We start from the raw sequence: 26,627 nt of genomic DNA on the forward strand, positions 1-26,627 counted from the left end.
AAACAATGTTACGTATGAAGAAAATAGGGAGTTCTTTGGTTATTGCACTTTTTGCAGGAGCTGTTACACTCGGCGCTTACAAACTATTTTTTGAAAGGACAAATTATGCGGTTGTCGCCGATGACAATCCAGCATCCATAATCAATTCCAGCTATTCACCGACATCGGCAAAAGGCGCAGGCATCAATGAAGTTGATTTTACCTCGGCTGCCGAGACCACGGTAAACGCGGTAGTGCATGTCAAAAACGTTACCATCAGTAGAGGACCCTCGAACCTCATGGAATTCTTTTACGGGTATGAAGGCAACCAAAAAGCCCAAATCGGGACAGGTTCAGGTGTGATCATATCCCCTGACGGACATATAGTGACCAACAATCACGTTATCAAAGGGGCCAGTCAATTACAGGTTACATTGAACAACAATAAAACCTATGAGGCAGAATTGGTGGGTACCGACCCCAATTCCGACATTGCCCTATTGAAAATAGATGCCAAAAGACCATTGCCCTATCTTGCTTTTGGGGATTCTGACAATGTAAAGGTCGGGGAATGGGTATTGGCCGTAGGTAATCCTTTCAATCTAACCTCTACCGTTACTGCCGGTATCGTCAGTGCGAAGGCGCGTGCCCTTATGAGTAACGATCAATCGTTCATACAGACCGATGCTGCCGTAAATCCCGGAAACAGTGGCGGGGCGTTGGTCAATACCAATGGGGACCTCATAGGCATTAATACGGCGATTTCATCACAAACAGGGTCTTATGTGGGTTATTCATTCGCCGTGCCCAGCAATATTGCCAAAAAGGTAATAGACGATATTATGGAATTCGGAAGTGTCCAGAAAGGGGTTTTGGGCATTAAAACCGTCTCTGTCAACACCCCTTATGCCATTGAAAAAGGCATCAATGAGATTGACGGGGTATATATAGAAGGAATTGAGGAAGAATCAGGAGCCGATGAAGCCGACTTAAAAGCAGGGGACATCATCAAGGCCGTAGATGAAATAGAAGTGCACAAATTCGCCGATCTGACCGGCTATCTATCCACCAAAAGACCTGGTGACGTACTTGACGTTACCATTGATAGGGATGGGGAACAACTTGTGTTTCCGGTTACCGTTAAGGAGCGACAATCCTTATTTGTCCCTGTCATGGGCCTTGAAGTGAAAAACCTGACCGAAAAAGACCAGAAAACCTTCAAAACCAAAAAAGGAGTGAAAATCATAGGTGTACCCGAAACTTATCGCGGATATGGGTTAGACGGGAAGGTACTTCTCTCGGTAGATGATGAGGAAATCAACGATATTCAAGAGGCCAAGACCCTTTTCGGCCGTATTTCGAGATATGGAAAAACGAGTATTACCATGATCAACGAAAAAGGGGAAAGGGAACGGCTTATCTTCCAATAGCCTCAAGAAAACCTAAAAATGAAAACACCCTGACTTTAATCAGGGTGTTTTTTTACATACTAAGTACACCTACTATAACGTTTGAAATATATATTTTTGATATAACTAGAACTCAACTTATCAATTTATGTCACAGACAAAATCATACGAACAAGAATTGGCCTTCCAGGCCGATCGTAGAAAAGCCACCACCGAATTCATAAAGATCACCAGTGACTTATGGTACGACAAAGCCATTGAAGTGGTGTTGTTCAAAAATCAGATTATAGACCGGAGCGTAAGCGACATCATCCATTTGCACGAGTATGCCGGGGAATTTGTCCAAAAACCGATTTCCATTTTCGATTCGATCGAAATTCTTAGGGCCATCAAGGAAATAAAACTCCCTCCGGCAAAATTGGATATTGGAAAATTAACCTATGAATACCATTCCGAAGAAAATACCCATAACGATATCAAAACCTTTGTCTTCGACAAATTGAAAAGCGCCCAAAGTGCCAAAGAGATAGAACCCAAAGATGTCGTCCTTTATGGTTTTGGACGTATAGGGCGGTTATTGGCCCGTGAATTGATGGCGAAAACCGGTAAGGGCAACCAACTCCGATTAAGGGCCATTGTAACCCGCGGCAGTATTACCGAAGAAATACTGGAAAAGAGGGCGAATTTACTGCGAACCGATTCCGTTCACGGTCGGTTTTTGGGAACAGTGGATACCGATGTGGCAAACAGTGCCCTGATCATAAACGGTACCACGGTGCATGTGATCAGCGCCAATACTCCCGAGGATATAGATTATAGTGGATTGGGTATAAACAATGCACTTTTGATCGACAACTCCGGGGCATATCGAAACCAAGAGCAATTGTCACGTCATTTAAAATCGAAGGGCATTTCAAAAGTATTACTTACGGCTCCCGGAATCGGGTTGCCCAACATTGTGCATGGGGTAAACCATCTGGAATACGACCCCGACAGTACCGATATCTTTTCAGCCGCATCATGTACCACCAATGCCATCACACCCATCCTTAAGGTGGTCGAAGATTCGCTCGGCATCAAAAAAGGGCATTTGGAGACCATTCATGCTTATACGAACGACCAAAATCTTGTAGACAACATGCACAAGAAATACCGGAGAGGCAGGGCTGCAGCTTTGAATATGGTCATCACGGAAACAGGGGCAGGCAAAGCCGTGGCCAAAGCGCTACCCTCCTTGGAAGGGAAATTGACCTCCAACGCCATTCGTGTCCCCGTGCCCAATGGTTCATTGGCCATCTTGAATTTGGATATCAAGAACAGCACCTCTTTGGACGCCTTAAATACCATTTTAAAGAAATATGCCCTGGAAGGAGACCTTGTAGAACAGATCAAATATTCCCTAAGCAAGGAAATGGTTTCTACCGATATTATCGGCACATCGGCCCCTGCGATTTATGACAGCAAGGCGACCATTGTGTCCGATAATGGTAAAAATATCATCCTCTATATATGGTATGACAATGAATATGGATATTCGCATCAGGTAATTAGACTGGCCAAGTACATTGCCAAAGTGCGGAGGTTTACTTATTATTAAACCCATGGGCCGGTAAGACACAATCAATATTGAACTTAACCGTTCATTGGGTACGGGTAGGATGTGATCGATTTTTTTTCTTAATTGATAATATTGAAGTACTTTAGTCCCCTCTAAATCATTTACTATAACTAGAACCATTTAAAAATGAAAGGTTTACTAAAAACACTATTTATCGTATTTACTTTGTTCGCATTGAACCTACAAGATGCCCAAGGACAAACGACTACGACCGAGGAATTGTCATTGGACAAAGGTACCATTGACACCCAATTCGAATACATCTACCAGAAATCGGGTAATTACAGGGCCGATGGCAAGCGCTATGAGGTGGTACGCACTGTATCCCTTGATAAATTGCGCGAGAATGTGCTTGATTCGCTAATTGCCTCTAGTAAAAAGGCAGCGGAGTTAAATGCCACGATTTCCGGTCATGAAGCGACGATTTCCGCCTTGAACAAAAAACTGGAGGAAACGACCAATAACCTGGCTGCGGTAACCGAGGAGAAAGACAGCATGTCCTTTTTGGGCATCCTCGTTTCCAAAGGCACTTATAATGCCATACTTTGGACCATTATTGGAGGCTTGTTGTTGTTTTTCCTACTTTTTGTATACAAATTCAGAAGGAGCAACACCCTTACGCAAGAGGCCAAAACAGCACTTTCGGAACTGGAGACCGAATATGAGGACCACAGACGAAGGGCCTTGGAAAGGGAACAAAAAATTAGCAGGCAGCTGCAAGATGAGATAAACAAACACAAGAAATCAAAATAACAAAAGCTCCTCACGGAGCTTTTTTTTGCCCCTAATCGGGATGAAATCCAACCGGTCCTTCCAAACCTGCCCGTAAAATCCCATTTGACCCATAAAGCCCAAGAACTTTACCATGGAAAGGGCATTGATGGACCCTAACAAAAATATACGGAAAATCGAACGGCATGGGATTGATTGTTTTCATTACTTTTGGACCGTAAAAAAATAGAACCATCAGCTGCCATGCGCATAGACATCATAACCGTATTACCCGAACTATTGAAAAGTCCGTTTGAGGCTTCCATCTTAAAACGAGCAATAGAGAAGGGATTGGTAGAAGTACATTTCCATAATTTAAGGGACTATACCGATAAAAGTTACAACCAAGTCGATGATTATCAATTTGGCGGTGGGGCAGGAATGGTATTGATGATAGAACCTATAGACAAATGTATCTCCACCCTAAAAGCCGAACGGGCGTATGACGAGATCATTTATATGACGCCCGATGGGGAAACCTTAAATCAGAAAATGGCCAATTCACTATCGTTGGTAGAAAACATCATCATTCTATGCGGCCATTACAAAGGTGTTGACCAAAGGGTTCGGGATGCGTTTATCACCAAGGAAATATCAGTGGGGGATTATGTCCTTTCGGGTGGCGAATTGGCAGCGGCCATTGTATGTGATGCCGTTATTCGTTTAATCCCGGGCGTACTCAGCAATGAAACCTCTGCCTTGACCGATACCTTTCAAGATAATTTACTTGCCCCCCCTGTATATACCAGGCCTTCGGAATATAAGGGCCTGAAAGTACCTGATGTTCTTTTGAGCGGGAATTTCCCCAAAATAGAAGAATGGCGAGAGACCGAAGCCTACAAAAGGACCAAAGCACTGCGCCCCGACCTTTTAAAGGACCACGAATAACCGTATATCCACAAATTTACGATTCCTTATGCCCTACATAAGTTTCGGAATTGATATCCATAATGGCTAATGGTATGGGATAGGCATTAATAGACGGTTTTCAGATAGCCCCAAGATGTCTTTTAGAAACCCATGCTTTTAAAAAAGGATTTTGAAAAAAATCAACCTTGGATTTCAATACAGTGAAAATGATGGGGTTTATATGAAAAACAGAAATAATTTCTTGTAGGTTTTAATTAATAGCGTATTTTTGCACCCTGTTAAACTAACCTCTGACGAAAATCGTGCATGTTAGTGTAATGTAATTGTAAATTATAACAATGGAATCATTAATCAACTTCGTACAAAACGAGTTCATTTCTAAAAAAGAATTTCCTGAATTCTCTGCCGGGGATACCATCACCGTGTATTATGAGATCAAGGAAGGTGAAAAAACACGTACCCAGTTCTTTAAGGGGGTCGTAATCCAAAGAAGAGGTACTGGTGCAACAGAAACCTTTACCATACGTAAAATGTCCGGTACTATCGGTGTTGAGCGTATATTCCCAATCAATTTGCCAGCGTTGCAAAAAATTGAGGTAAACAAAAAAGGTAAAGTTCGTAGAGCTAGAATATACTACTTTAGAGGTCTTACCGGTAAGAAAGCAAGAATCAAGGAGATTCGTTCTTAAGACGGTATTACACCAAAATAAAAAGCACCCCAATCCATGGGGTGCTTTTTTTATGAACAATTGTTAACAACCCTAGTTAATAAGGTGTTGATTTTTAATCCTTTGAATACCCGAAATTTCTCCTTACATTTATTTCATGGTTTAAGAAAAACCCTAAAAAGGTAACGTATTGGACCATTATAAAGTTTACGTTCTTTATATCATTGTTCAACCTACTAAGGCTAATAAGAATAGAATCCGTTCTATAAATTCATACTTAGTCGGACGGACATTAACAAGTGGCTTAGGTCATGAAGTGATATGTTCGTGTTCTTATAGGAATATAAAACCAAGGTTTTGTGTTTGAAATGAGGATATCTGAACAATGGGAAGTAATACTTAGGGGTTAGTTGTTAATTGTAAAATTAGTGACGATCACGTATTACAAACGTTGAAATGGTTTGGGGGATGGCAATCAATGGTTGCGGTTCTGATGTGAATTCAGAATATATATCTCGCAAATTATTTCAAAAAAGCCATATCAATTGTACGTGTACAGTGATATGGCTTTTGTCTTTCATATACCCTATGGCGGTAAAACCCGTTTCCCTCACAAAAAGAAGATTATTCTTTACAAATATTCTCCGCTCCAAAAACTTGTGGCGACCATAAAATTGTATATTTACTGCACTAAAATTAAATCTTTCTTTAAATGCCAAAAATTTTTTATACCAAAACCGATGAGGCACCTGCCTTAGCTACACAATCTTTCTTACCCATAGTACAAGCCTTTACCAAGACCTCTGGCATAATTGTTGAAACAAAGGATATTTCCCTGGCCGCAAGAATACTTGCTTCATTTCCCGAATTTTTATCCGAGGCACAACAACAGAACGACGACTTGGAATCTCTGGGGGAACTGGCGAAAAATCCAGAAGCGAACATCATAAAATTACCGAATATTAGTGCTTCCATCCCTCAGTTGAACGAGGCCATCGAAGAACTTCAAAGTAAAGGCTATGCCTTACCCGATTATCCACACTCCCCAAAGGATGCTGCGGAAAAAGACATAAAACAGCGCTATGACAAAATCAAAGGTAGCGCCGTAAACCCGGTCCTCCGTGAAGGAAATTCCGATCGTAGGGCCCCCAAAGCGGTTAAGAATTACGCAAAACAAAACCCACATTCAATGGGTCCGTGGACCAAGGATTCCGCCACCCATGTGGCAACCATGGATCAGGGTGACTTTAAATCCAACGAAAAATCGGTAACCCTACCTACTGCCACCCACATAAAGGTTGAACTTAAGGCTAAAGACGGTACCACTACCCTACTCAAAGAAGATATGCCGCTTTTGGAGGGTGAAATCATCGATGCCACGGTAATGGACAAAAAGGCCTTGGTTGCCTTTTTGACCGAACAGGTCGAGGATGCCAAGAAGAAAGGCGTTTTATTCTCCATACACTTGAAGGCCACAATGATGAAAGTCTCTGACCCCATCATTTTCGGCCATGCCTTAAAGGTCTTTTTCAAGGATGTGTTTTCGAAACATGCCGCTACGTTCGCCGAAATTGGGGTAAATGCAAATAATGGATTGGAAAGCCTATTGGACAAACTGGATAAACTTCCTGCCGATAAAAAAGCCGAGATTGAAAAGGATATTAAAAATACCATAAACCAAGGTCCCGATTTGGCCATGGTCAATTCCGACAAAGGTATTACCAACCTTCATGTCCCCAGTGACGTCATCATTGATGCCTCAATGCCTGCAATGATCCGAAATTCCGGTCAAATGTGGAATGCCCAAGGCAATGCACAAGACACAAAAGCTGTAATCCCCGATAGTAGCTATGCGGGTATTTATTCAGCCACCATTGATTTTTGCAAGGAAAACGGAGCCTTTGACCCCACTACGATGGGTACCGTTCCCAACGTGGGACTTATGGCCCAAAAAGCGGAGGAATATGGTTCCCACGATAAAACCTTTGAAATCGAAAATGACGGAATAGTAAGTATCATAGACCTGCATACAGGGGAAACCTTGATAGCGCACTCCGTTGAAAAAGGTGATATTTGGAGAATGTGCCAAGTTAAGGACGCCCCGATCCAAGATTGGATCAAATTAGCGGTTTCCAGGGCACGTGCCTCTGAAATACCTGCTATTTTCTGGCTGGATAATGAAAGGGCCCATGATCGGGAATTGATGAAAAAGGTGGAGACCTATTTACCGAACCATGATACCACCGGTTTGGATATCAAGATCCTTTCCCCGATTGAAGCCACAAAATATACCCTTGAGCGTATCAAGGAAGGAAAAGATACCATTTCGGTAACCGGAAACGTATTGCGCGATTTCTTAACGGATCTTTTTCCAATCCTGGAAGTTGGAACAAGCGCAAAAATGCTTTCCATCGTTCCTTTAATGAATGGAGGTGGACTATTTGAAACTGGGGCCGGAGGTTCTGCACCTAAGCATGTTGAGCAATTCTTGGAAGAAGGACATTTACGTTGGGATTCCTTGGGTGAATTCTTGGCATTAGGGGTTTCATTGGATTTTTATGGCGAAAAGAACACCAATGCCGGCGCAAGGATTTTAGGGGATACCTTGGACAAAGCAACCGAAAAATTCCTTTTGAACGACAAATCCCCCTCACGAAAGGTAATGGAATTGGATACTCGGGGGAGTCATTTCTATTTGGCCATGTATTGGGCCGAAGCATTGGCTACCCAAGACAAGGATGCTGCTTTAAAAAGCACTTTTTCCAAGGTTTACGAGGAAATGAAGGATCAAGAACCCCAGATAGTCAAAGAATTACTAAATTGTCAAGGCAGTCCCCAGAACATCGGAGGCTATTATTTGCCCGATCCAGTGCTCGTTGCAAACGCCATGAGACCCAGTAATACATTGAATACCATCCTGGATCGTATTTGATCGAGTACCTCATCATAGCATAGAAAACCCTTGGTACCTACCAAGGGTTTTTTTGTTCCAACAACTGTCAATGCGTCTATATTCTTTTTATTTTTACTAAAATCCGCATCGATGAACATGAAGCTGTTTTGTTTCAACTCCTTATTCTTCCTTTATTCCTGTTTTCTTTTTTCCCAACAGAAGTATACACTTAGTGGAACCGTATCCGAAGCGGCAAGTAACGAAACGATGATCGGTGTCACTATCGCCATTCCCGAATTGAATACCGGGGTAACCACGAACGAATATGGCTTCTATTCGATTACCCTACCTGCTGGGACCTATGAAATACATGTGGGTTATCTGGGTTTTCAAGACCAAATCCAAAATATCGAATTAACCGAAAACAGCAAGTTGAACTTTTTAATGGAGGAAGAGGCCGAACAATTGGAGGAAGTCGTGGTAACCGATACCGGTGACAAAATGGATATTCGAAAACCACAGATGAGCGTGAATACCATGTCTGTAGCTACGATCAAGAAAATACCCGTAATCTTAGGGGAGGCCGACGTCATCAAATCCATCTTACTACTCCCTGGGGTCACCAATGCTGGTGAAGGTTCTTCCGGTTTTAATGTAAGAGGTGGGGCCGCTGACCAAAATCTCATCCTCCTCGATGAGGCGACAATTTTCAACTCTTCCCATCTCTTTGGGCTCTTCTCGGTATTCAATCCCGATGCCATAAAGGATATCAAATTATACAAGGGGGGCATTCCCGCCCGCTATGGAGGTCGCCTATCCTCGGTCCTCGACATCTTTCAGAAAGAGGGCAACAGTAAAACTTTCAAAGCAAATGGGGGCATCGGCCTTATTGCAAGCCGACTTCTTCTCGAGGGCCCTTTAAAAAAGGACAAATCGGCCTACCTTATCGGGGGAAGATCTTCTTATGCCCATCTTTTCCTACCCCTCTTCGATATAGACAATACAGCCTATTTTTATGACCTGAATACCAAAATAAACTTCAAACTAAACGAAAACAACAACATTTTTTTATCCGGTTATTTCGGAAGGGACGTTTTCAGTATCAGCGATAGCTTTATAAATACTTATGGCAACGCAGTCGGTAATTTTCGCTGGAACCATTTATTCTCGAATAAATTGTTTTCAAATCTTTCGTTGATCTATTCCGATTACTATTATGGCCTTAAATTGGATTTTGTGGGCTTTAATTGGAATTCCGGGATTCAAAATTTCAATGTGAAATACGACTTGAAACATTACATGAACGATCATCTCCGAATCAATTACGGACTTAACAATATCTATTACCGCTTTAACCCCGGTAAGATAGCACCGAGTAATTCCAATTCCGGTATCGTCGAGGACCAACTGATCCAAAAATACGCCAACGAATTTGCGGCCTATGTGGATATCGAACATCAAATAACCCCAAAGCTCAGTCTCGGTTATGGTTTACGGTTCAGTTACTTCAATCGCTTGGGGCAAGATGAGTTGAACGTATATGAAAACGACAATCCGGTCGTTTACAATACTACCCTTCAGATATACCAAGAAGCGGAACCCACAGCCGTTATATACCCTGAACGAAGTGAAAGCCTGGCCAAGTTCACCAACTTCGAACCCAGAATCGGTTTATCGTATCTAATAAACCAAAATAGCTCCATTAAGGCCAGTTATACCAGATTGGCGCAATATCTGCATCTCATATCCAATACCAGTTCGCCTACCCCCTTGGATGTATGGGCACCCAGTGGTCCATTTATAGAACCGCAGTTGTTGGACCAATACGCTGCGGGCTATTTCCAAAATATAAAAGACGGTGATTATTCCATGGAGACCGAATTTTTTTATAAGGACATTCAAAATCGTATCGATTATATTGACGGTGCCAACCTTATTGCCAACGATGCCATAGAACAGGTAATCCTCAACGGGGAGGCAAGGGCATACGGTTTGGAATTCCTTTTTCGCAAGAATTCGGGGGATTTTCAGGGTTGGTTCGCTTATACCCTTTCCAAATCGGAGCAAAGGACCCCAGGAAGAAACACATCGGAATCAGGAATCAATAACGGGAAGTGGTACAACACCCCTTATGATAAAACACATGATTTTTCAATATTCGGCAACTACGACCTTAATGATACTTGGAGCTTTAATGCCAATTTTGTTTTCCAAACCGGCCAACCCACCAATTACCCTATTGGACAGTATGAATTTCAAGGGTTGACCGTACCTTATTACGGACAAAGGAATCAAGAACGGCTCCCTAGTTATCATCGTCTCGACCTCTCGGCAAGTCTTACCCCAGCAAAAAACAAGAATAGAAAAATACAGGGCGAATGGGTGTTTAGTCTTTACAATGTATATAACAGACGTAATGCCGCTTCAATATCGTTCACTAGAAATCAAGATACCTATGTAAATGAGGCGGTACGCACTTCGATATTCGGAATCGTCCCCGCCGTAACCTATAATTTTAAATTTTAGGCCATGAAAAAATACCTGCTCATATTACCCCTTTTATTATTCTCCCTTGGTTGTGAGGATGTTATAGAGGTTGATGTGCCCGAAGACGCCCCCCGCTTGTCCATAGACGCATTGATACGCATTGACACCGACCTTATGGTAACCCGGATCGAAGTCAAGGCTACCGAGACCACTTCGTTTTTCGAGGAAATAGGACCGGTGGTATTGGATCGTATTCAACTTATGAACACCACCACCAATACCGCAACAGACTTAGAGGAACAATCGGTAAATTCGGGGATTTACGTCACTAACTGGCAAACAACGGATTTGACCCAAGGAGAACTACAATTGAATATCCTGTATAATGGCGAGCTGTACGAAGCGAATACCTCCTTTGTACCGACCGTTCCCTTCGACAATGTGGAACAGGGAGACGGTTCATTGTTCTCGGAGGATGAAACCGAAATAATCGTTACCTATACCGATGTGGCCGATCGTGATGATTATTATCTTTTCGATTTTGATTTTTATGAATACCTCGTTTCCGAAGACAGCTTCTACCAAGGACAATCGTTTCAATTTTCCTATTTCTATGAAGAAGGGCTGGAAGCCGGAAGGGAATTGAACATCAGTATTCTTGGTGTGGATGTGGAATTTTATAATTACATGAACCAATTGATCGTTCAAAGTGGCGGGGACCAAGGACCTTTTCAAACCCCGGCAGCTACGGTTAGGGGCAATATAATCAATCTATCAAATCCGGATAATTTGGCTTTCGGGTATTTTGCCTTATGTCAAGAATATCGGGAAACCGTGATCATCGAATAAACATTACCTTCCATATCCAAAATTATACGGGAGAATCGGTACTTTTACCGTTCAAGAATCAATCCTCATGAAAACCGATAAAGACCTATTAGTCAAAGGTGTCAAACACTTTATTTATACTGTCATTTTAATGTTCACCGCCCCCATTGTCTTATGGCAGGCTTTTAAAAACCAGGGACACTTCCTCTATATTCCGGTTTTGATATTTGGAATTTTACTGGCCATAGCAGCAATAGCCATGGGTTTTTACAGTATTCATCTTGTTATGGAAGCCTTGTTCAACAGACCCAAAAAAGACACTTGATTTTCGGTATTTTGAATCGAAAGGTTATTTATTTTTGGAATTCGCCTGTCCCCACTTGTTCTCAAGGGCCATAAAATCGAAATCCAAGGCCGACTTCTGCCGTTTCAATTTACCCGCCGCAAATGCCCGTTGCAAAATATCCTCGATCAGGTAATCCTCTTCGACCAGTTCGGGATCATACACTTCCTTTAAACTTATTTTGAACATATTCGCCGTGGTATTATACCAAAAGGCACGCCAACCACTTCTCAATTCCTTGACAAGTCCAAAGGCGGTCTCCCCGGTCTGCCTATGGATCAGTTTAACCAGGATCTGTCCTTCGGTACGGGTCAATTTCTTAAGTTCATCGGAAAACTCACCTTCAATATACTTTTGCACTTTCTTCGTATATTTCTTGCGTTTTCTCGTTTTTTCTATTTTCGCAAGCCTGTCATTCAGTTCCTGCAAGCGTTCCGAAGCCAATTGGGCATACGGAAATACCTTAAGGGTCTTTCGCCTTAGAATATAATACCTTAGTTTATCCTTATACGATTTGAATTTCAATTTACTGAACACATAGACCTCTTCAAGGGGAATGGAACCGTAGACGATGGAATCCCCTTCGATCATGATCATTTTTCCGGTAACCGAATCCAAAGGTTGCTCTTCCACCTGTCCGGAAACAAGCAGGGTAAAAAGACCAAAAACCAAAAACAACACTCTATTTACCATAATAACGATAAAAGCAAAAGCCTTGCCAAAATTAACGATTATTAACCATGGTTATTACTAATTCAGAGTGAATATTGTTAAGTTTGTATACAAAACTATTAATATGGCCACAAAGAAGATTCTCAATAAAAAATCGATGGATTTTTTAGAAAACTACCTGAATAACGCAGCTCCGACAGGCTACGAATGGGAAGGTCAAAAAATTTGGATGCAATATCTAAAACCTTACGTAGACACCTTTATAACCGACACCTATGGATCTGCCGTTGGGGTAATTAATCCGGATGCCGAATTCAAAGTAGTCATAGAAGGGCATTCTGACGAAATTTCATGGTATGTCAACTATATTACCGATAATGGACTTTTATATGTGATACGTAACGGTGGTAGTGATCACCAAATCGCCCCTTCCAAATGGGTCAATATCCACACAAAAAAAGGCATCGTAAAAGGCGTTTTTGGCTGGCCTGCGATCCACACCAGGGACAAAGCAAAGGAAGAACCCCCTAAATTGGACAATATCTTTATCGATATAGGGGCAAAGGACAAGAAAGAAGTCGAGAAAATGGGGGTCCATGTGGGATGTGTCATTACCTATCCCGATGAATTCCAAGTGCTCAACAAAAACAAGTTCGTATGCCGGGCCATTGACAATAGGGTCGGTGGATTTATGGTTGCCGAAGTGGCCCGTTTGCTACATGAAAACAAAAAGGAATTGCCGTTCGGCCTGTACATTACCAATTCCGTACAGGAGGAAATAGGGTTGCGGGGTGCCGAAATGATCACCCAAACCATTAAACCGAACGTAGCCATCATTACGGATGTATGTCACGATACGACCACACCCATGATCGAGAAAAAGACCGAAGGCCATACCGAGATAGGTGCGGGACCGGTGATATCCTACGCCCCTGCCGTACAGAATAAATTAAGGGAACGAATCATTGAAACCGCGGAGGCCCATAAAATACCCTTCCAACGTATGGCGGCTTCCAGATCCACGGGTACGGATACGGATGCCTTTGCCTATAGCAACGGCGGTGTTGCCTCTGCCTTGATTTCATTGCCCTTACGGTATATGCACACTACGGTTGAAACCGTGCACAAAGATGACGTAGAGAATGTTATACGTTTGATTTACGAAACCGTACTGAACATAAAGGACGGGGAGACGTTCAGTTATTTTGATTGATGATCCCTTCACAACGGATTTTTACACATGTATAATAGCAAACAATAATCAATTATGGATGAATTGGTCGACATCTTGGACGAAAAAGGAAATTTCACCGGAAAGACGGCCATGAAATCCGAAGCACATAAACATGGACTGTTCCACCCGACAGTCCATGTTTGGTTTTATACCCAAAACGCACAGGTATTACTGCAACAAAGAGGTAAGGACAAGGATACCCATCCCCTACTTTGGGATGTATCTGTGGCCGGACATGTGGGTGCAGGGGAAAATCTTGAAACTTCCGCTATACGTGAGGTTGCTGAGGAAATAGGTTTGACCATTACTAAAGACGACCTTCATCACATCGGGGTATTCAAATCGGTTCAAAAGCACCATGATGAATTGATCGATTGCGAGTTCCACCACGCCTATCTGTGCGAATTGAAAGTGCCTTTATCCCAGTTGCAAAAACAAGACTCCGAAGTCGAGGCATTGGAACTCACTTCCCTTATAAGATTTTCTGAGGAAACCTGGGGATTGGCCAATCCGGGTAAATATGTTCCGCATGGCACGGACTATTATAAAACAGTCATTAAAGCCATTAAAAAAAGCTTATAGCGTTTTTACAAAACCGTCTATATCGGACAATGCAAACGTTCGTTGCTCCCCACTTGCCATTTCCTTCACCACAAAAGTCTTGGTGTCCATTTCATTTTCACCGATCAATATCACGTAGGGCACCTTTCGGTTATTGGCATATTTCATCTGTTTCTGCATTTTGGCCTTACTTGGGTATACATCGGAAGACACCCCACGATTTCGCAATTGGGTCACTAAAGTTAAGGCTGTCATAGCTTCCTTATCCCCAAAATTGATACAAAGAACATCTAAAGATCTATCCAAGGTCTCAGGAAATAGGCCCAGTTCCTCAAGGACCAAATAAATACGGTCCAATCCGAATGAAATACCCACGCCACTCACATTTTTAAGCCCAAAGATACCCGTAAGGTCGTCATAACGTCCTCCGCCTCCTATAGAGCCCATTTTTACACCCTTTGGCGCCCCAACCTCAAAGATGGCCCCTGTATAGTAGTTAAGCCCTCTAGCCAGCGTTACATCGATTTTAAGGGCTGCGGATTTCAATTCCAAATTCGCAATGGCATCGATAATAAATTCAAGCTCTTCAACCCCCTTGCTACCCTCTTCCGAATCGGCCAGTAATTCCTTGAGCGAATTCAATTGTTCGGTATTATCCCCGGAAAGTTCGAAAAGTGGAGCGGCTTTAGCTATTGCCGTTTCAGAAATACCTTTGGCCAACATTTCTTTTTGTACCCCTTCTACCCCTATCTTATCCAATTTATCCAAGGCCACGGTAAAATCGACCAATAAATGACCCGCACCGATAACTTCGGCTATACCGGCAAGTATCTTGCGATTGTTCAGCTTTATGGTCACCCCTTCCATTTTCAAATCGGAAAAAACAGCATCGTACAACTGTATCAATTCAACTTCCTGCAACAGGGAATCCGAACCCACTACATCGGCATCGCACTGGTAAAACTCCCTGAAACGCCCCTTTTGAGGTCGGTCGGCACGCCAAACCGGCTGAATTTGATAGCGCTTAAAAGGAAAATCAATTTCATTTTGATGCATGACCACATAACGGGCGAATGGCACGGTCAAATCATAGCGCAAGGCTTTTTCCGATATTTTTTGCGTTAAGGTCTTCGAGTCTTTAGCACCGTAAGTGTCCTCATCCACCTTACTTAAAAAATCCCCTGAGTTTAAAATCTTAAAAATCAAACGATCCCCTTCATCCCCATATTTACCCATCAGGGTTTCCGAATTTTCGAAAGACGGGGTTTCAATAGGCTGAAAACCAAAAGTTTTGAAATGTTTTTTTATTACTCCGAAGATATAATCGCGTTTTGCGATTTCGGAAGGTGAAAAATCCCTGGTCCCTTTTGGTATATTTGGTTTTTGTGCCATGTAATCGGTTTGTATTGTAAATATATGTTATTGTGGATTGCCGCTCTTTTCGGTAAGACTTTAATTCACCTCGATCATGTTGTTGAACCATTGGTATAAATCCCCTTTGGTGATTACGGCCCCTTGTTGGATCAAGTTGAACTTATCGAGGTTCTTATCTTCCCCATAGGCTTTGGACGCTGTAAGGTATTCCACAAAATCGGATTGCCAATTTTTTTTGAACCAACCAAAACCTACTTTCGTAGTAAGATCGATATCCGGATTCATCACCTTCACGGAAATCAATTTCATTTCCTTATCCGTCAATTCGAACAAATGCATTTGCAAGGCCGAAACGTTCTCTAAATAGGTAACCTTATTTAGGACCCCTTCCCAGATCAAATCACTGAAAACATCCAATTCCTCCTCGGCCACTTCCGGTTTGTTCGCCTTTATATGTTCCCATTCCTCCGCAGTTATGGATTGTGTCGCCAAAAAATTTATGAATTCTTGATGCAGCTCTTCCAATTGCTGCTTTGTCAATCTAGTGTATTTCATGCTGCAAAAATAAAAAGCCCTGACGATTCTGTCAGGGCTTTTAAGATTATTTTCGGTATTCTTTGAAAAATGTATCCCAAACCGGATCGGACTGGCCTTATGGGAAGGATGACTCCCCTCAAAAACATTGGCTTTCCCAAATGCGGCTAGGTAATATTGCCCAATGGCCTTCAACGCATTGTCAACTTTTACCCATGGGCGACGTAAGCCGGAAAAGTCTCGCTTGTTCCAGTATTTGAAGGGTCACCAGGGTAATATTATACAATAGTACATATTGCATTTGTGTGGTATACTTATTCGTGCTTAGCAGTTGTGTGCTAATAGCATTCAGCTTTTTTTCAATAGGTTCCAAAACACTGTCATTTTGCGCTGTCAACCAGTTAAAGGCATCTTCCAATGTATTTAAAATATCATTTTCGTGAACTAGAATTTGTAAGGTTTCATCTTTGTTGTCCGTTCTGTGGGCCCCTAGGGCCGATAAATAGGACAACAATGCATGGTTCAGGTAGGTCAAGGTAAAGGCCGTTTTGTTGAGTTGTTGCTGTTTTTGGGGATCGAACTGCATATTTTGCCACACCTTTACCAAGGCATTATCGGCGCGATGTGCCTCCCTTCGGGCTATTCTATATTTTAGATCATCGGTCGTCGGGTTTTGATATTCATCTAAAATCACTTTAAAATAGGCCGTGTTTTTATTGATTACCTCACTCAATAACCCCGGTAATTTCTTGTATTGCCACTCTGGCCATAAAAACCGGACAACAATAAACGAAATAAATGCCCCTATGAGCGTGTCTATCAATCGAGGGGCCATTACCTCCACCCCTTTATTGGAAATAATATTAAAGGCACACAACACGAAAATAGTAATGAAAACCACCCCTACCGAGTAACGGCGCTTCATCCAAATCAAAAACAGGTAAGCAGAAGTGATCAACAATAGGATCTGCCCCGAAAAAGAGAACAACCGAATGATCGACACCCCGATTACCACCCCCATCAAGGTTCCTATTGTACGTTCCAACAAACGTTTCCTGGTTTCACTAAAACTGGGTTGCAATACGAATAATATGGTCAGGACGATCCATTCCCCTTTTTCGATATTGAAATACTCGTAGACCGCAAACCCGATCAAAAAGGAAACACTCAATCGCAGGGCATGGCGTAATCTAGGATGATTGATATGCAATTGAGATCTTAATCGTTCAAAATAGGTGCGCGAATCCTTTTCTAATTTAGGTAAGGATTCCATATCATGGATTTCATCAATATGCTCTAAGGTTTCATGACACTGGGTAATATTCGCAATCAATAACCGCAATGGAAGGGAGCCTTTTTGTTTATTGGCCTGTAAAAACCCGTTGATCGTATCAACCAACCAGCCCAATGCCATGGGATGTTTGTAAGGGTCACCCGTAAGTAGGCTTTCAGCAAAATTTTTGGTAGCAAAAGCCAACTCATGCAATAATTGCCGAATACCACCGATCAATTCACCGTTTGCCGGATTGGCGGTCAATAAATCGTACCGTTCATGACTGGATGTAGCACGTTCATGCAATCCCTGCAAAACCATGAAATAATGTAAATAGGGTTGTAGCTGCCTTTGATTCTTTTGGGCCTCGCCATAACTGTTCAATACTTCCTTACAGGTATCCAACGATTCAACGATTTGGATATTCAGCAAAGCAAGATCCGTTCGTATCTCATTTTCCGTTTGGGCATCACTAGGGAAAAGTCCGGCCTTTTTATCAAAATAATCCGAAAGGGCATAAAACCCTCTCGCCAATTGTTCATTTAAAAGACTATACGGCTTTAAAAGCAATACAACGTAGGAAAATGCACCGTATATGAACGCACCTAAAGTCAATAGTATAGGCTGTATATACCAATTGGGACTGATTTGTGCGCCGATCATCGTATAAACCCCTATGAGCAGGGCGCCAAAAGTCACCCCTCTATATCGTTCACCAATACCTCCCAATAAAATAAAAACAACGGTTGAAAACGACAGCCCCAGACCTAATAAAATCGGGTAGGGTTGTAATAATTCGACCGAAAAACTCGAAATGGCAAAACTAATGGTTTTTAAAGCCATCGACTTCAAACGTCCTTTAGGATGATCCTCCGTTTCGGAAAGAACCCCAGCAAGTGCCCCAAGCCCCAAGGTTACCCCATAAAAAGGCAATCCTAAAACCACCATGGAAATAACAAGGGTACCAATGACCAAAGTTCCTTTAAATGCCAATAGCCTGTTCGGATTCTTTAAAAACAGATCCCTATGGTATTTATACCAGGATATTCGTTTAAGGCGATGGTAAAGTTGCTTTATTGTCATGGCTAATCGTGCCTTTGGAATTAAAACTACAAAAGTAAACAATAGCAATGGCTTAGTCCGTATATTCGCTCCTTATCGACCCATTTACATAAAAGCACAGGCACTCCATATCGGACATAATTCAGTAAGCCTCCCAAAAATAACCTAACCGGGTCCAATTTTTTGGTACACCTTACCAAAAAACAAAGCCCTGACGAAATTGTCAGGGCTCTTAAATCCTTTTTGGTATGCCTTAAAAAATATAACGCAATCCTACCTGAGCTTGCCACCGCGACAAAAGACTGGCATCATAGCCAAAAGTATCGGTCAATTCAGAATTAAAGGTATAGGTAGGGACATTGGTATCCGAATCCACTGAAACACTCAGAGGGTTAAGGTTATTGGCTTCTTGGATGACCCCCCAATCGGAATTCAATAAATTCCCGAAATTCAAGATATCCAAACTTAACTGGATCGTATGGGTCTTACCTCCTGCAACCTTGAAATTATAATCTTGAAGAACCTTAATATCCCATTTTCCCCTCCAAGGGGCCAAAGCACCATAACGTTCCATATACTCCCCCCTATGGTCACTTAAATAATCATCTTGCTGAATATAGGCCTCAAAAGCAGCTGCTTGTCCATCGCCCGTAAATTGCATTTGCTGAACTTCCGAAGCGGTCGGGATATACAGAAGGTCATTATTCTGGAAAGAGCTATCGCTGTTTATGTTACCGGCATAGGTGTAGTTGAACCTACCCCCTTGAGCATACTCAAAGAAGGTAGAGATGGTAGTTGCCCATTTATTATCGGTACCATACGTGAATTGCTTTGAACCTACCCCGATAAAACGATGCGTATCCCCATATTTTGAGTAACCCAACACATCGGCATTGGCATCCCCTAAATTAGGGTTAAAATCGAAGGCATCCCCAGTGATTTCCGCCTCGATGGAGTTTACATCCTTGGCATTCAAATAACTATAGGCCAACATGGTGTAAATACCGTTATCAAATGTTTTTTGTCCTTTGAGGGACAGGTTCCAAATACGGCCTTTATCGGAATTGGTAAACACATAGGCACTAGTCGCCCCTCCAAAGGCATTGGTAGAGACATCGCTTGAAAGATACACCGGCCTGTTGTCACCAGGGGCATTCAAAGTACCTGATGGATCACTATAAGCCCAGTTTTGAACATGTGGGGCATTCAAATCCTTGGTATAGGAAATATCGGCTGTTAAAACAAGCCCGTTATCAAAGGCTTTATCTGCCCCAATGTTGGTACGCCATACCTGAGGCCATTTAAAATCGGGATCCACTGCCTGATAGTAAAAGAAGTCCACGCCTTGTACTTGGTTACCCAACCACACGAAAGGAAACCGTCCGGTGAACAACCCTGATCCACCTCGTAATTGCAGGGTATTATCACCATTTACATCCCAATTGAATCCCACTCTTGGGGAGACCAACCAATCATTACTTGGCAATTGCTCGGAATCGATGGTCGTACTCTCGCCCGTATTGGGGTTATAATATACGTTATCGGGTTGATACGTCCCCTTACGTTCTATATTCTCCCTTATTTTATCCTTGGTATCAAAATATAAGGGTTTATCAAAACGGACTCCATAAGTCAGTTTAAAGTCATCATTGGCACTCCATTCATCCTGAAGGTAAAAAGACAATTGCCCCACATTGGTTTCCGCCAAGGTCCAAGCTCCCGGAGTACCATCTTCATATTGGTTGTTATTCGCATAGATCGCTTCCGCATCCTGGATCATCCCATCGATCATACCTCCCGGCTGGGCAAATGACAGAAACTCAGCAACCGAAGCAAAATTTCTATCATCACTGGAATCATTAGGGGTACCATTTACGTCAAAACCAAAAGTTCCTCCATAATATCCGAGATTGAATGAATTATCGAACTGGAATTTTTCAAAGGCAAAACCAATCGTATAGGTGTGGTTTCCTTTGAATATATTCATGTTATTGGTAATCTGGAATACTTTTTGATCCAACCTGTTATGAATGGAAAATGGCTCATGGCCTGCAACAATATAGCTGGAACCGGCACCATCTTGGATAATGATACTAGGGGCCGGGGTCGAAAGGGGATCCCTAAAATCATCGAAATGGGAATATCCTACTTGTAATTTGTTGGTTACTTCGTCAGACAAGGTGGAATTCAATTCCAATTGAAAGGAATTTAATTTATTATTGATCTCGTAACCCGATTTTTCAAACTGCAACGTTGAAAAACTTGGCCCCCTAATCCCAATTGCGGTGGGGTGTGCCGGTTTTTCCTTGGCCGCGTTCAGGAAATTATAGATAACCGCCAATCTGTTTTTATCATTGATGTTCCAATCCAACTTAAAAATACCTTTGGTCGACTCCGACCCAAATGTAAATCCTTCGTACGCCCCGGTATCATAACCCAATGCGGCCAACGCCGATTGTACGGAAATCAAATCACTTTGCAACACCCTCGATTCATTGATGGCTCCTGAACCGGTGTTGGGAATCCACCCATCGGTACCCAGATCATCACGTTCTTCTTTCTCAAAGTTGGCAAAGAAGAACAATTTATCCTTTACGATTGGACCACCAATACTAAAACCATACTGACTTTGGTTTAAGTCGGGTTTTGTAACGTCCTCTCCTTTTATTTTACCACCGGTCAAACCTTCGTTTCTGGTAAACCCATAAACCGTACCATGAAACTCATTGGTACCGCTCTTCGTTACGGCATTTACGGATGCCCCGGTAAATCCCGATTGGGTAACATCATAGGGAGCCGTGGATACTTGGATTTGCTCAATGGCATCCAATGAAATAGGCTGTGAATCCGTTTGTCCACCTGGGGTTGGGGAATCCAAACCAAATGGATTATTGAAAATGGCCCCATCCAAAGAAAAGTTATTGAATTGATCGTTTCGACCTCCGAATGAATTACCACTTGCCGTCGGTTCCAAACGTGTAAAATCCTGTGCGGAACGGGAAATGGTAGGTAAACGGGTCAATTCCCTCCGTCCCACACTGGTCTCCGCGCCCGTACGACCATCACTAAAGGTCCCACTTTGGTCCGATACGACGATCACTTCTTCCAACGCTTGGCTATCGGTTACCATAGCTGCATCCAAATCGAATGTCTGTCCTAGGGTTAAATACACCCCATCTTGTTCTTGGGTCTTAAAACCGATATAGGATACCGTCACCGTATAAGGACCTCCAACCCTTAGGTTCAATAGATTGTAACGCCCATCTTCATTGGAAATGGCTCCATAAGTAGTACCCGTGGGGGTATGTACGGCGACTATATTAGCGCCCAATAATGGTAAGTTTTGATCATCGACCACTTTACCCCTGATATTCGAGGTTGTGACCTGTGCCATTGCCGCAAAGGTAGCGAACAACAACACCATACTGAGTTGTAGTTTTTTGAACATCTATTTTTGTTTGAGTTAGTTACCGCCAAAAATAGGACAAAAAAAAAGAGCTATGCAGGCATAGCTCTTAAAAGTTATTAACGTTGACCGTCTTACTTATCGGCAACAACTTCAAAAGGAAAATCGACTACAACGTCCCTATGAAGTCTGATAAAGGCATTGGCAGGACCTGTTCTTTTAACAGTACCACCTTGAATATTGATAAATTTCTTATCAATCTCATGACCTTCTTTTTCCAAAGCAGCAGCTAAATCGATAGAAGTTACCGATCCAAATAGTTTGTCACCTGCTCCCGCTTTTGCTTTTATCTTGAGTTCTAAAGATTTTAAAGCCTCTGCCACTTTGTTCGCAGCATCGACGACTTTCTTTTCTTTATGTGCTCTTTGTCTCAAATTTTCCGCCAATACCTTTTTAGCCGAAGGGGTAGCCAATGTAGCCAAACCTTGGGGTATTAGGAAATTTCTTCCGTAACCGTTCTTAACACTTACCAAATCGTCTTTAAAACCTAAGTTTTGTACGTCTTCCTTTAATATAAGTTCCATGGTTCGTTTCTTTTATTTTAATAAATCACCAACATAGGGCATAAGTGCCAAATGACGCGCTCTTTTTACGGCCTGGGCCACTTTTCTTTGATATTTCAATGAAGTACCGGTCAATCTTCTTGGAAGAAGTTTTCCTTGTTCATTGACCAATTTCATCAAGAAATCAGCATCTTTATAGTCAATGTATTTAATACCTGACTTTTTGAAACGACAATATTTCTTTTTTGTGTTGGTTTCAATATTCAATGGGGTCAAATACCTGATTTCCCCATCTTTCTTTCCTTTTGCCTGTTGTTCTATAGATGCCATAGTACTTACGCTTTAGATTTTAATCTTGTTCTTCTTTTCTCAGCCCATTCAATGGCATGCTTGTCCAACTTTACAGTCAAGAAGCGCATTACACGCTCGTCTCTTCTGAATTCCTGCTCATAAGGTGCAACCACCTCACCTGCAGCCGTGAATTCGAATAAATGGTAAAAACCACTTTTCTTGTTTTGGATTGGATAGGCCAATTTCTTAAGCCCCCAATTTTCTTTTGATACCATTTTGGCACCATTCTTAATTAAGAAATCCTCGAATTTCTTAACTGTTTCCTCTATCTGAACATCTGATAGAACGGGATTTAAAATGAAAACAGTTTCGTAATTGTTCATAAATATTTTGTTTTAAGGAGCGCAAAAATAAGAATATTTGGGAGTTATCACAAGAAAACGAAAAAATCTTCGTTATATAAAGGATAATCATAAAAATTGAACTAAACCAAATCTAATGGAATGATCATTGCAAATTACACAGTTTTCAATACAATGTTTACAACTTTAATTGCAGTTCAGCGTGTAATTTCAGTAATTTGTCGATGATTCAACCCCACAAATCAACCCATTTATGAAATTAAGAAGTATTATTGTTGATGATTCATCAATGCAGCGGATGGCGGTCGCAAAATTGGTCAACAACCATCCTAACCTCGCTATGGTTGCTGAATACAGCAATGCGATCGAGGCGAAGAACGGTATTAAGAACCATGAAATCGATTTGATCTTCCTTGATGTCGAGATGCCGATTATCAATGGATTCGACCTACTCGAATCCCTTGAAAACAGTCCACAAGTAATCCTGATTACCGGAAAACCGGATTATGCCCTTAAAGCATTTGACTACGACGTAACCGATTATTTGCACAAACCCATTACAATGGCCCGTTTCGATGCCTCTGTTAAAAGGGCGTTAGCGAAATACGAACAATTGAACAGGGTGCTCGAAGATGAAGAGCATATTTTCGTAAAAAGCAACCTGAAGAAAAGAAAAGTTATCCTTAATGATATTAAATGGATAGAAGCCTTAGGTGATTACATTAAATTGGTCACCGATGAAGCCAATATCGTGATTTTATCAACAATGAAATCTTTCGAAAAGCAACTGCCTGAAGATAAATTTCTTAGAATTCACAAATCCTACATTGTGAACCTTGAAAAGGTTGAGAAATTCAATAGTAAAAATGTTGAAGTAAGCGGAAGATCCATACCCTTAAGTAGAAACAAAAAGGCCGAATTGGCCGAAGCACTTAGTAACGTCTAAGCTTGTGCGCTGTAATTCCTAAATGTGGTCTACATTGTAGATTACACGCACACTTCTGAACTGCGAAACGGCATTAAAGGAATTTTCGATTCTTTTAATGCTGTTTTTCATTTGTGGCAATGACTGCCTTAACGGGATTTTTATGATCACATTCTTTATGTACTGATTGCGTATCCGCGCCACAGGAGGGTACTCCGGACCCAATATCCCTGTCACAAAAACATTGCGTAAAGCTTTCGCAAACCATTCGGCCGCATCGTTCAAAGTATTGTAATTTTTATGCTTAAACGTAATTTTGATTATCCTGTTCTTAGGTGGATATAAAAATTGTTCCCGTTCGTAAAGCTGTTCTTGGTACATTCCCACATAATCATTGGTTGAGACCTGCTTCAATATTTGGTGGTACGGATTATAGCTTTGAATGATGACCTTACCGCGTTTTTTGGTCCGCCCTGCCCTACCGGCCACCTGGGTCAACAATTGGAAACTACGCTCATGGGCCCTATAATCAGGAAAGTTCAACAAGGAATCCGCATTCATGATGCCTACCAAGTTCACATTCCTGAAATCCAATCCTTTGGTCAACATTTGGGTGCCCACAAGCACATCCAACTCTTGCTGCTCAAATGCGGTTATGATTTTCTCATACCCATATTTTCCCCTAGTGGTATCCAAATCCATTCTCCCCACCTTGGCCTTGGGAAAGAGGTTTTTAAGTTCTTGCTCAACTTGCTCGGTACCAAAACCTTTGGTATCCAAAGTAGGACTCCCACAGGCTTCACATTTCTCGGGCAAAGCAAGATGGTGACCACAGTAATGACACCGTAATTGTTTTCTATGTTGATGATACGTCAAACTTACATCGCAGTTGGGACATTGGGGCGAGTGCCCACACGTGGTACACTCCACAATAGGGGCAAAACCCCTACGGTTTTGAAAAAGGATCGCTTGTTCTCCATTTTCCAAGGTTTCGGCTATTTCTTCCAATAGTCGTTCTGAAAAATGGCCTTTCATTTTTCGCTTTCGAGTTTGCTCTTTTAAATCAACCAGTTCCATTTCGGGCATTAACACATTCCCGAAGCGACGATCGATACCCGCATACCCATATTTTCCGTTTTGGGCATTATAATAACTTTCAATGCTAGGGGTTGCGGAACCCAAAACGGTATTCGCCCTGTGTAATTTAGCCAAGACAATGGCCGCATCCCTGGCATGGTACCTTGGTGCCGGATCAAACTGCTTAAAAGAACCTTCATGCTCTTCGTCTATGATGATCAATCCTAGGTCTGAATACGGCAAGAACAGGGAGGAACGGGCACCAATGACAATTTGGGCCTTCGGCTTTTTAGCCAAAACATTGTTCCAAACCTCTACTCTTTCATGTATACTGTATTTGGAATGGTATACTGCGATCTTTTCCCCAAAATAATCCTGCAACCTTGAGATCAATTGTGTGGTCAGGGCTATTTCCGGCAATAAGTACAGCGCCTGTTTGCCCGAGTTTATACATTCTTCGATAAGCTTCACATAAACCTCGGTCTTTCCGGAAGAGGTGACCCCGTGCAACAGGGACACTTTATTGGCCGTAAAACTTTTTTGAATATCCGCCAACGCCTTTTCTTGATACGCATTCAAGGTTTTTAAATCAAAATTACCCCCGAGGCCATCATAAGTCACCCTGTCGATTTGAATGCGATATTCTTCTAGAATACCCTTATCGACCAAAGCTTTGATCACCGCTTTCGACCCCCCACTGTACTGCTCCAAGTCGGTGATTTTTACAGGCTTCCTATCCCGTGCCTCCAACTGGAAAAGTGACAAAACGACCTGGCTCTGTTTCGGGGCCCTGGTCAAGGACTCCAACAATTCCTCCAACTTCGCTTCGGACCGGTATGCCTCCCCTAATTTTACAAAGCGTACCAATTTCGGTTTATACTGCTCGTAGATCTCGTCTTTGAGAAGGATGACCTGTTTTTCTATCAGCCTATTCAAAATGGGAAGTACGTTCTTCCGATCAACGATGGCACCCACCTCATCTACCCGTAACATGGATTGATGCTGCAGCGCTTCATAAACCAAAAATTCATCGTCCTCTAGTTTATCCCCATCAATTTCCCCCTGCTCGTTCTTTAAGATCAAGGTTTCACTCTCCAATAAAAAAGCACTGGGCAAGGCACTTCGGAACACCTCTCCAAGCGTACACATATAATAATCGGCGATCCATCGCCAATGTTGCAATTGCAAAGTATTTACCACTGGGGCATCATCCAATATCCTATGTATTTCCTTGGCTTCATAAACCTCCGGAGCCGTAGTGTGGATTTCATAAACCAAGGCGGTGTATATTTTTGACTTCCCGAATGGGACCGCCACACGCATGCCAGGTTCTAAATGATTGGACTCAATTTCGGAAATACGGTAGGTAAATAGTTTTTCCAGCGGTATCGGCAATATTACATTGATAAAATGTTGCATAAACCCCG

At 42.2% G+C, this 26,627-nt stretch carries 21 protein-coding genes; 12 read left to right on the forward strand and 9 right to left on the reverse strand.

Going from position 1 to position 26,627, the window contains the following annotated elements; genetic code table 11:
- Positions 1-14: 14 nt before the first annotated feature.
- From PHU20_RS02435 to PHU20_RS02475, 9 genes are all read left to right on the forward strand, one after another.
- Positions 15-1,409, forward strand: a complete 1,395-nt coding sequence (locus PHU20_RS02435; protein WP_274823751.1) for a S1C family serine protease — start codon at positions 15-17, stop codon at positions 1,407-1,409.
- Positions 1,410-1,536: 127 nt separating this feature from the next.
- A complete protein-coding gene (locus PHU20_RS02440; protein WP_274823752.1) occupies positions 1,537-2,985 on the forward strand; it encodes a glyceraldehyde-3-phosphate dehydrogenase in 1,449 nt (482 codons plus the stop codon).
- 147 nt (positions 2,986-3,132) lie between these two features.
- On the forward strand, positions 3,133-3,759 hold the full coding sequence (locus PHU20_RS02445; protein ID WP_274823753.1) for a tRNA (guanine-N1)-methyltransferase: 627 nt from the start codon (positions 3,133-3,135) through the stop codon (positions 3,757-3,759).
- A gap of 222 nt (positions 3,760-3,981) precedes the next feature.
- Positions 3,982-4,665, forward strand: coding sequence for a tRNA (guanosine(37)-N1)-methyltransferase TrmD (trmD, locus tag PHU20_RS02450; RefSeq protein WP_274823754.1), 684 nt, complete (start codon positions 3,982-3,984; stop codon positions 4,663-4,665).
- 320 nt (positions 4,666-4,985) lie between these two features.
- Positions 4,986-5,336 (forward strand): 50S ribosomal protein L19, encoded by a 351-nt coding sequence (gene rplS / locus PHU20_RS02455; RefSeq protein ID WP_274823755.1) that lies wholly within the window; start codon positions 4,986-4,988, stop codon positions 5,334-5,336.
- 691 nt (positions 5,337-6,027) lie between these two features.
- Complete coding sequence (locus PHU20_RS02460; RefSeq protein WP_274823756.1) at positions 6,028-8,247, forward strand: NADP-dependent isocitrate dehydrogenase; 2,220 nt, start codon at positions 6,028-6,030, stop codon at positions 8,245-8,247.
- A gap of 117 nt (positions 8,248-8,364) precedes the next feature.
- Positions 8,365-10,734 carry a TonB-dependent receptor gene (locus PHU20_RS02465; protein WP_274824452.1) on the forward strand — a complete coding sequence of 790 codons (2,370 nt, stop codon included), beginning with the start codon at positions 8,365-8,367 and terminating at the stop codon, positions 10,732-10,734.
- Between the two features lie 3 nt (positions 10,735-10,737).
- Positions 10,738-11,544 (forward strand): DUF4249 family protein, encoded by an 807-nt coding sequence (locus tag PHU20_RS02470; protein ID WP_274823757.1) that lies wholly within the window; start codon positions 10,738-10,740, stop codon positions 11,542-11,544.
- 67 nt (positions 11,545-11,611) lie between these two features.
- Positions 11,612-11,848 carry a DUF6095 family protein gene (locus tag PHU20_RS02475; protein WP_274823758.1) on the forward strand — a complete coding sequence of 79 codons (237 nt, stop codon included), beginning with the start codon at positions 11,612-11,614 and terminating at the stop codon, positions 11,846-11,848.
- A gap of 24 nt (positions 11,849-11,872) precedes the next feature.
- Here the strand turns inward: PHU20_RS02475 and PHU20_RS02480 are convergent, their stop codons facing one another.
- A complete protein-coding gene (locus tag PHU20_RS02480; RefSeq protein WP_274823759.1) occupies positions 11,873-12,559 on the reverse strand; it encodes a DUF4294 domain-containing protein in 687 nt (228 codons plus the stop codon).
- Positions 12,560-12,662: 103 nt separating this feature from the next.
- Between PHU20_RS02480 and PHU20_RS02485 the strand changes: the two genes are divergently transcribed.
- Together PHU20_RS02485 and PHU20_RS02490 are read left to right on the forward strand one after the other, a co-directional pair.
- Positions 12,663-13,751 (forward strand): M42 family metallopeptidase, encoded by a 1,089-nt coding sequence (locus PHU20_RS02485; protein WP_274823760.1) that lies wholly within the window; start codon positions 12,663-12,665, stop codon positions 13,749-13,751.
- Positions 13,752-13,805: 54 nt separating this feature from the next.
- On the forward strand, positions 13,806-14,354 hold the full coding sequence (locus PHU20_RS02490; RefSeq protein ID WP_274823761.1) for an NUDIX hydrolase: 549 nt from the start codon (positions 13,806-13,808) through the stop codon (positions 14,352-14,354).
- Here PHU20_RS02490 and hisS read toward each other — a convergent pair.
- From hisS to rpsF, 7 genes are all read right to left on the reverse strand, one after another.
- On the reverse strand, positions 14,349-15,725 hold the full coding sequence (gene hisS / locus PHU20_RS02495; protein WP_274823762.1) for a histidine--tRNA ligase: 1,377 nt from the start codon (positions 15,723-15,725) through the stop codon (positions 14,349-14,351). The two genes, PHU20_RS02490 and hisS, sit on opposite strands and share 6 nt — an antisense overlap.
- A 60-nt stretch (positions 15,726-15,785) precedes the next feature.
- On the reverse strand, positions 15,786-16,262 hold the full coding sequence (locus PHU20_RS02500) for a DUF6495 family protein (RefSeq protein WP_274823763.1): 477 nt from the start codon (positions 16,260-16,262) through the stop codon (positions 15,786-15,788).
- A 181-nt stretch (positions 16,263-16,443) separates the two neighbouring features.
- Complete coding sequence (gene yccS, locus PHU20_RS02505; protein ID WP_274823764.1) at positions 16,444-18,597, reverse strand: YccS family putative transporter; 2,154 nt, start codon at positions 18,595-18,597, stop codon at positions 16,444-16,446.
- 232 nt (positions 18,598-18,829) lie between these two features.
- Positions 18,830-22,024 carry a TonB-dependent receptor gene (locus tag PHU20_RS02510; RefSeq protein WP_274823765.1) on the reverse strand — a complete coding sequence of 1,065 codons (3,195 nt, stop codon included), beginning with the start codon at positions 22,022-22,024 and terminating at the stop codon, positions 18,830-18,832.
- A 92-nt stretch (positions 22,025-22,116) separates the two neighbouring features.
- Positions 22,117-22,566, reverse strand: coding sequence for a 50S ribosomal protein L9 (gene rplI, locus PHU20_RS02515; protein ID WP_274823766.1), 450 nt, complete (start codon positions 22,564-22,566; stop codon positions 22,117-22,119).
- A 12-nt stretch (positions 22,567-22,578) separates the two neighbouring features.
- Complete coding sequence (rpsR, locus tag PHU20_RS02520; protein ID WP_013307341.1) at positions 22,579-22,875, reverse strand: 30S ribosomal protein S18; 297 nt, start codon at positions 22,873-22,875, stop codon at positions 22,579-22,581.
- A 5-nt stretch (positions 22,876-22,880) separates the two neighbouring features.
- Positions 22,881-23,219, reverse strand: a complete 339-nt coding sequence (gene rpsF, locus PHU20_RS02525) for a 30S ribosomal protein S6 (RefSeq protein ID WP_274823767.1) — start codon at positions 23,217-23,219, stop codon at positions 22,881-22,883.
- Between the two features lie 232 nt (positions 23,220-23,451).
- Between rpsF and PHU20_RS02530 the strand changes: the two genes are divergently transcribed.
- Positions 23,452-24,144, forward strand: coding sequence for a LytR/AlgR family response regulator transcription factor (locus tag PHU20_RS02530; protein WP_274823768.1), 693 nt, complete (start codon positions 23,452-23,454; stop codon positions 24,142-24,144).
- An 18-nt stretch (positions 24,145-24,162) separates the two neighbouring features.
- Here PHU20_RS02530 and priA read toward each other — a convergent pair whose 3' ends face one another.
- Positions 24,163-26,619: a replication restart helicase PriA gene (gene priA / locus PHU20_RS02535; protein WP_274823769.1), complete on the reverse strand. Its 2,457-nt coding sequence runs from the start codon at positions 26,617-26,619 to the stop codon at positions 24,163-24,165.
- Positions 26,620-26,627: the final 8 nt, after the last annotated feature.

Origin of the sequence: Maribacter polysaccharolyticus, assembly GCF_028882255.1 — a bacterium.
Lineage (GTDB): Bacteria > Bacteroidota > Bacteroidia > Flavobacteriales > Flavobacteriaceae > Maribacter_A > Maribacter_A polysaccharolyticus.

Bases quoted from the DNA above. Each gene is read 5' to 3' on its own strand.
- PHU20_RS02435 (WP_274823751.1), top strand. From the start codon at position 15: ATGAAGAAAATAGGGAGTTCTTTGGTTATTGCACTTTTTGCAGGAGCT.
- PHU20_RS02440 (WP_274823752.1), top strand. From the start codon at position 1,537: ATGTCACAGACAAAATCATACGAACAAGAATTGGCCTTCCAGGCCGAT.
- PHU20_RS02445 (WP_274823753.1), top strand. From the start codon at position 3,133: ATGAAAGGTTTACTAAAAACACTATTTATCGTATTTACTTTGTTCGCA.
- trmD (WP_274823754.1), top strand. From the start codon at position 3,982: ATGCGCATAGACATCATAACCGTATTACCCGAACTATTGAAAAGTCCG.
- rplS (WP_274823755.1), top strand. From the start codon at position 4,986: ATGGAATCATTAATCAACTTCGTACAAAACGAGTTCATTTCTAAAAAA.
- PHU20_RS02460 (WP_274823756.1), top strand. From the start codon at position 6,028: ATGCCAAAAATTTTTTATACCAAAACCGATGAGGCACCTGCCTTAGCT.
- PHU20_RS02465 (WP_274824452.1), top strand. From the start codon at position 8,365: ATGAAGCTGTTTTGTTTCAACTCCTTATTCTTCCTTTATTCCTGTTTT.
- PHU20_RS02470 (WP_274823757.1), top strand. From the start codon at position 10,738: ATGAAAAAATACCTGCTCATATTACCCCTTTTATTATTCTCCCTTGGT.
- PHU20_RS02475 (WP_274823758.1), top strand. From the start codon at position 11,612: ATGAAAACCGATAAAGACCTATTAGTCAAAGGTGTCAAACACTTTATT.
- PHU20_RS02480 (WP_274823759.1), bottom strand. From the start codon at position 12,559: ATGGTAAATAGAGTGTTGTTTTTGGTTTTTGGTCTTTTTACCCTGCTT.
- PHU20_RS02485 (WP_274823760.1), top strand. From the start codon at position 12,663: ATGGCCACAAAGAAGATTCTCAATAAAAAATCGATGGATTTTTTAGAA.
- PHU20_RS02490 (WP_274823761.1), top strand. From the start codon at position 13,806: ATGGATGAATTGGTCGACATCTTGGACGAAAAAGGAAATTTCACCGGA.
- hisS (WP_274823762.1), bottom strand. From the start codon at position 15,725: ATGGCACAAAAACCAAATATACCAAAAGGGACCAGGGATTTTTCACCT.
- PHU20_RS02500 (WP_274823763.1), bottom strand. From the start codon at position 16,262: ATGAAATACACTAGATTGACAAAGCAGCAATTGGAAGAGCTGCATCAA.
- yccS (WP_274823764.1), bottom strand. From the start codon at position 18,597: ATGACAATAAAGCAACTTTACCATCGCCTTAAACGAATATCCTGGTAT.
- PHU20_RS02510 (WP_274823765.1), bottom strand. From the start codon at position 22,024: ATGTTCAAAAAACTACAACTCAGTATGGTGTTGTTGTTCGCTACCTTT.
- rplI (WP_274823766.1), bottom strand. From the start codon at position 22,566: ATGGAACTTATATTAAAGGAAGACGTACAAAACTTAGGTTTTAAAGAC.
- rpsR (WP_013307341.1), bottom strand. From the start codon at position 22,875: ATGGCATCTATAGAACAACAGGCAAAAGGAAAGAAAGATGGGGAAATC.
- rpsF (WP_274823767.1), bottom strand. From the start codon at position 23,219: ATGAACAATTACGAAACTGTTTTCATTTTAAATCCCGTTCTATCAGAT.
- PHU20_RS02530 (WP_274823768.1), top strand. From the start codon at position 23,452: ATGAAATTAAGAAGTATTATTGTTGATGATTCATCAATGCAGCGGATG.
- priA (WP_274823769.1), bottom strand. From the start codon at position 26,619: ATGCAACATTTTATCAATGTAATATTGCCGATACCGCTGGAAAAACTA.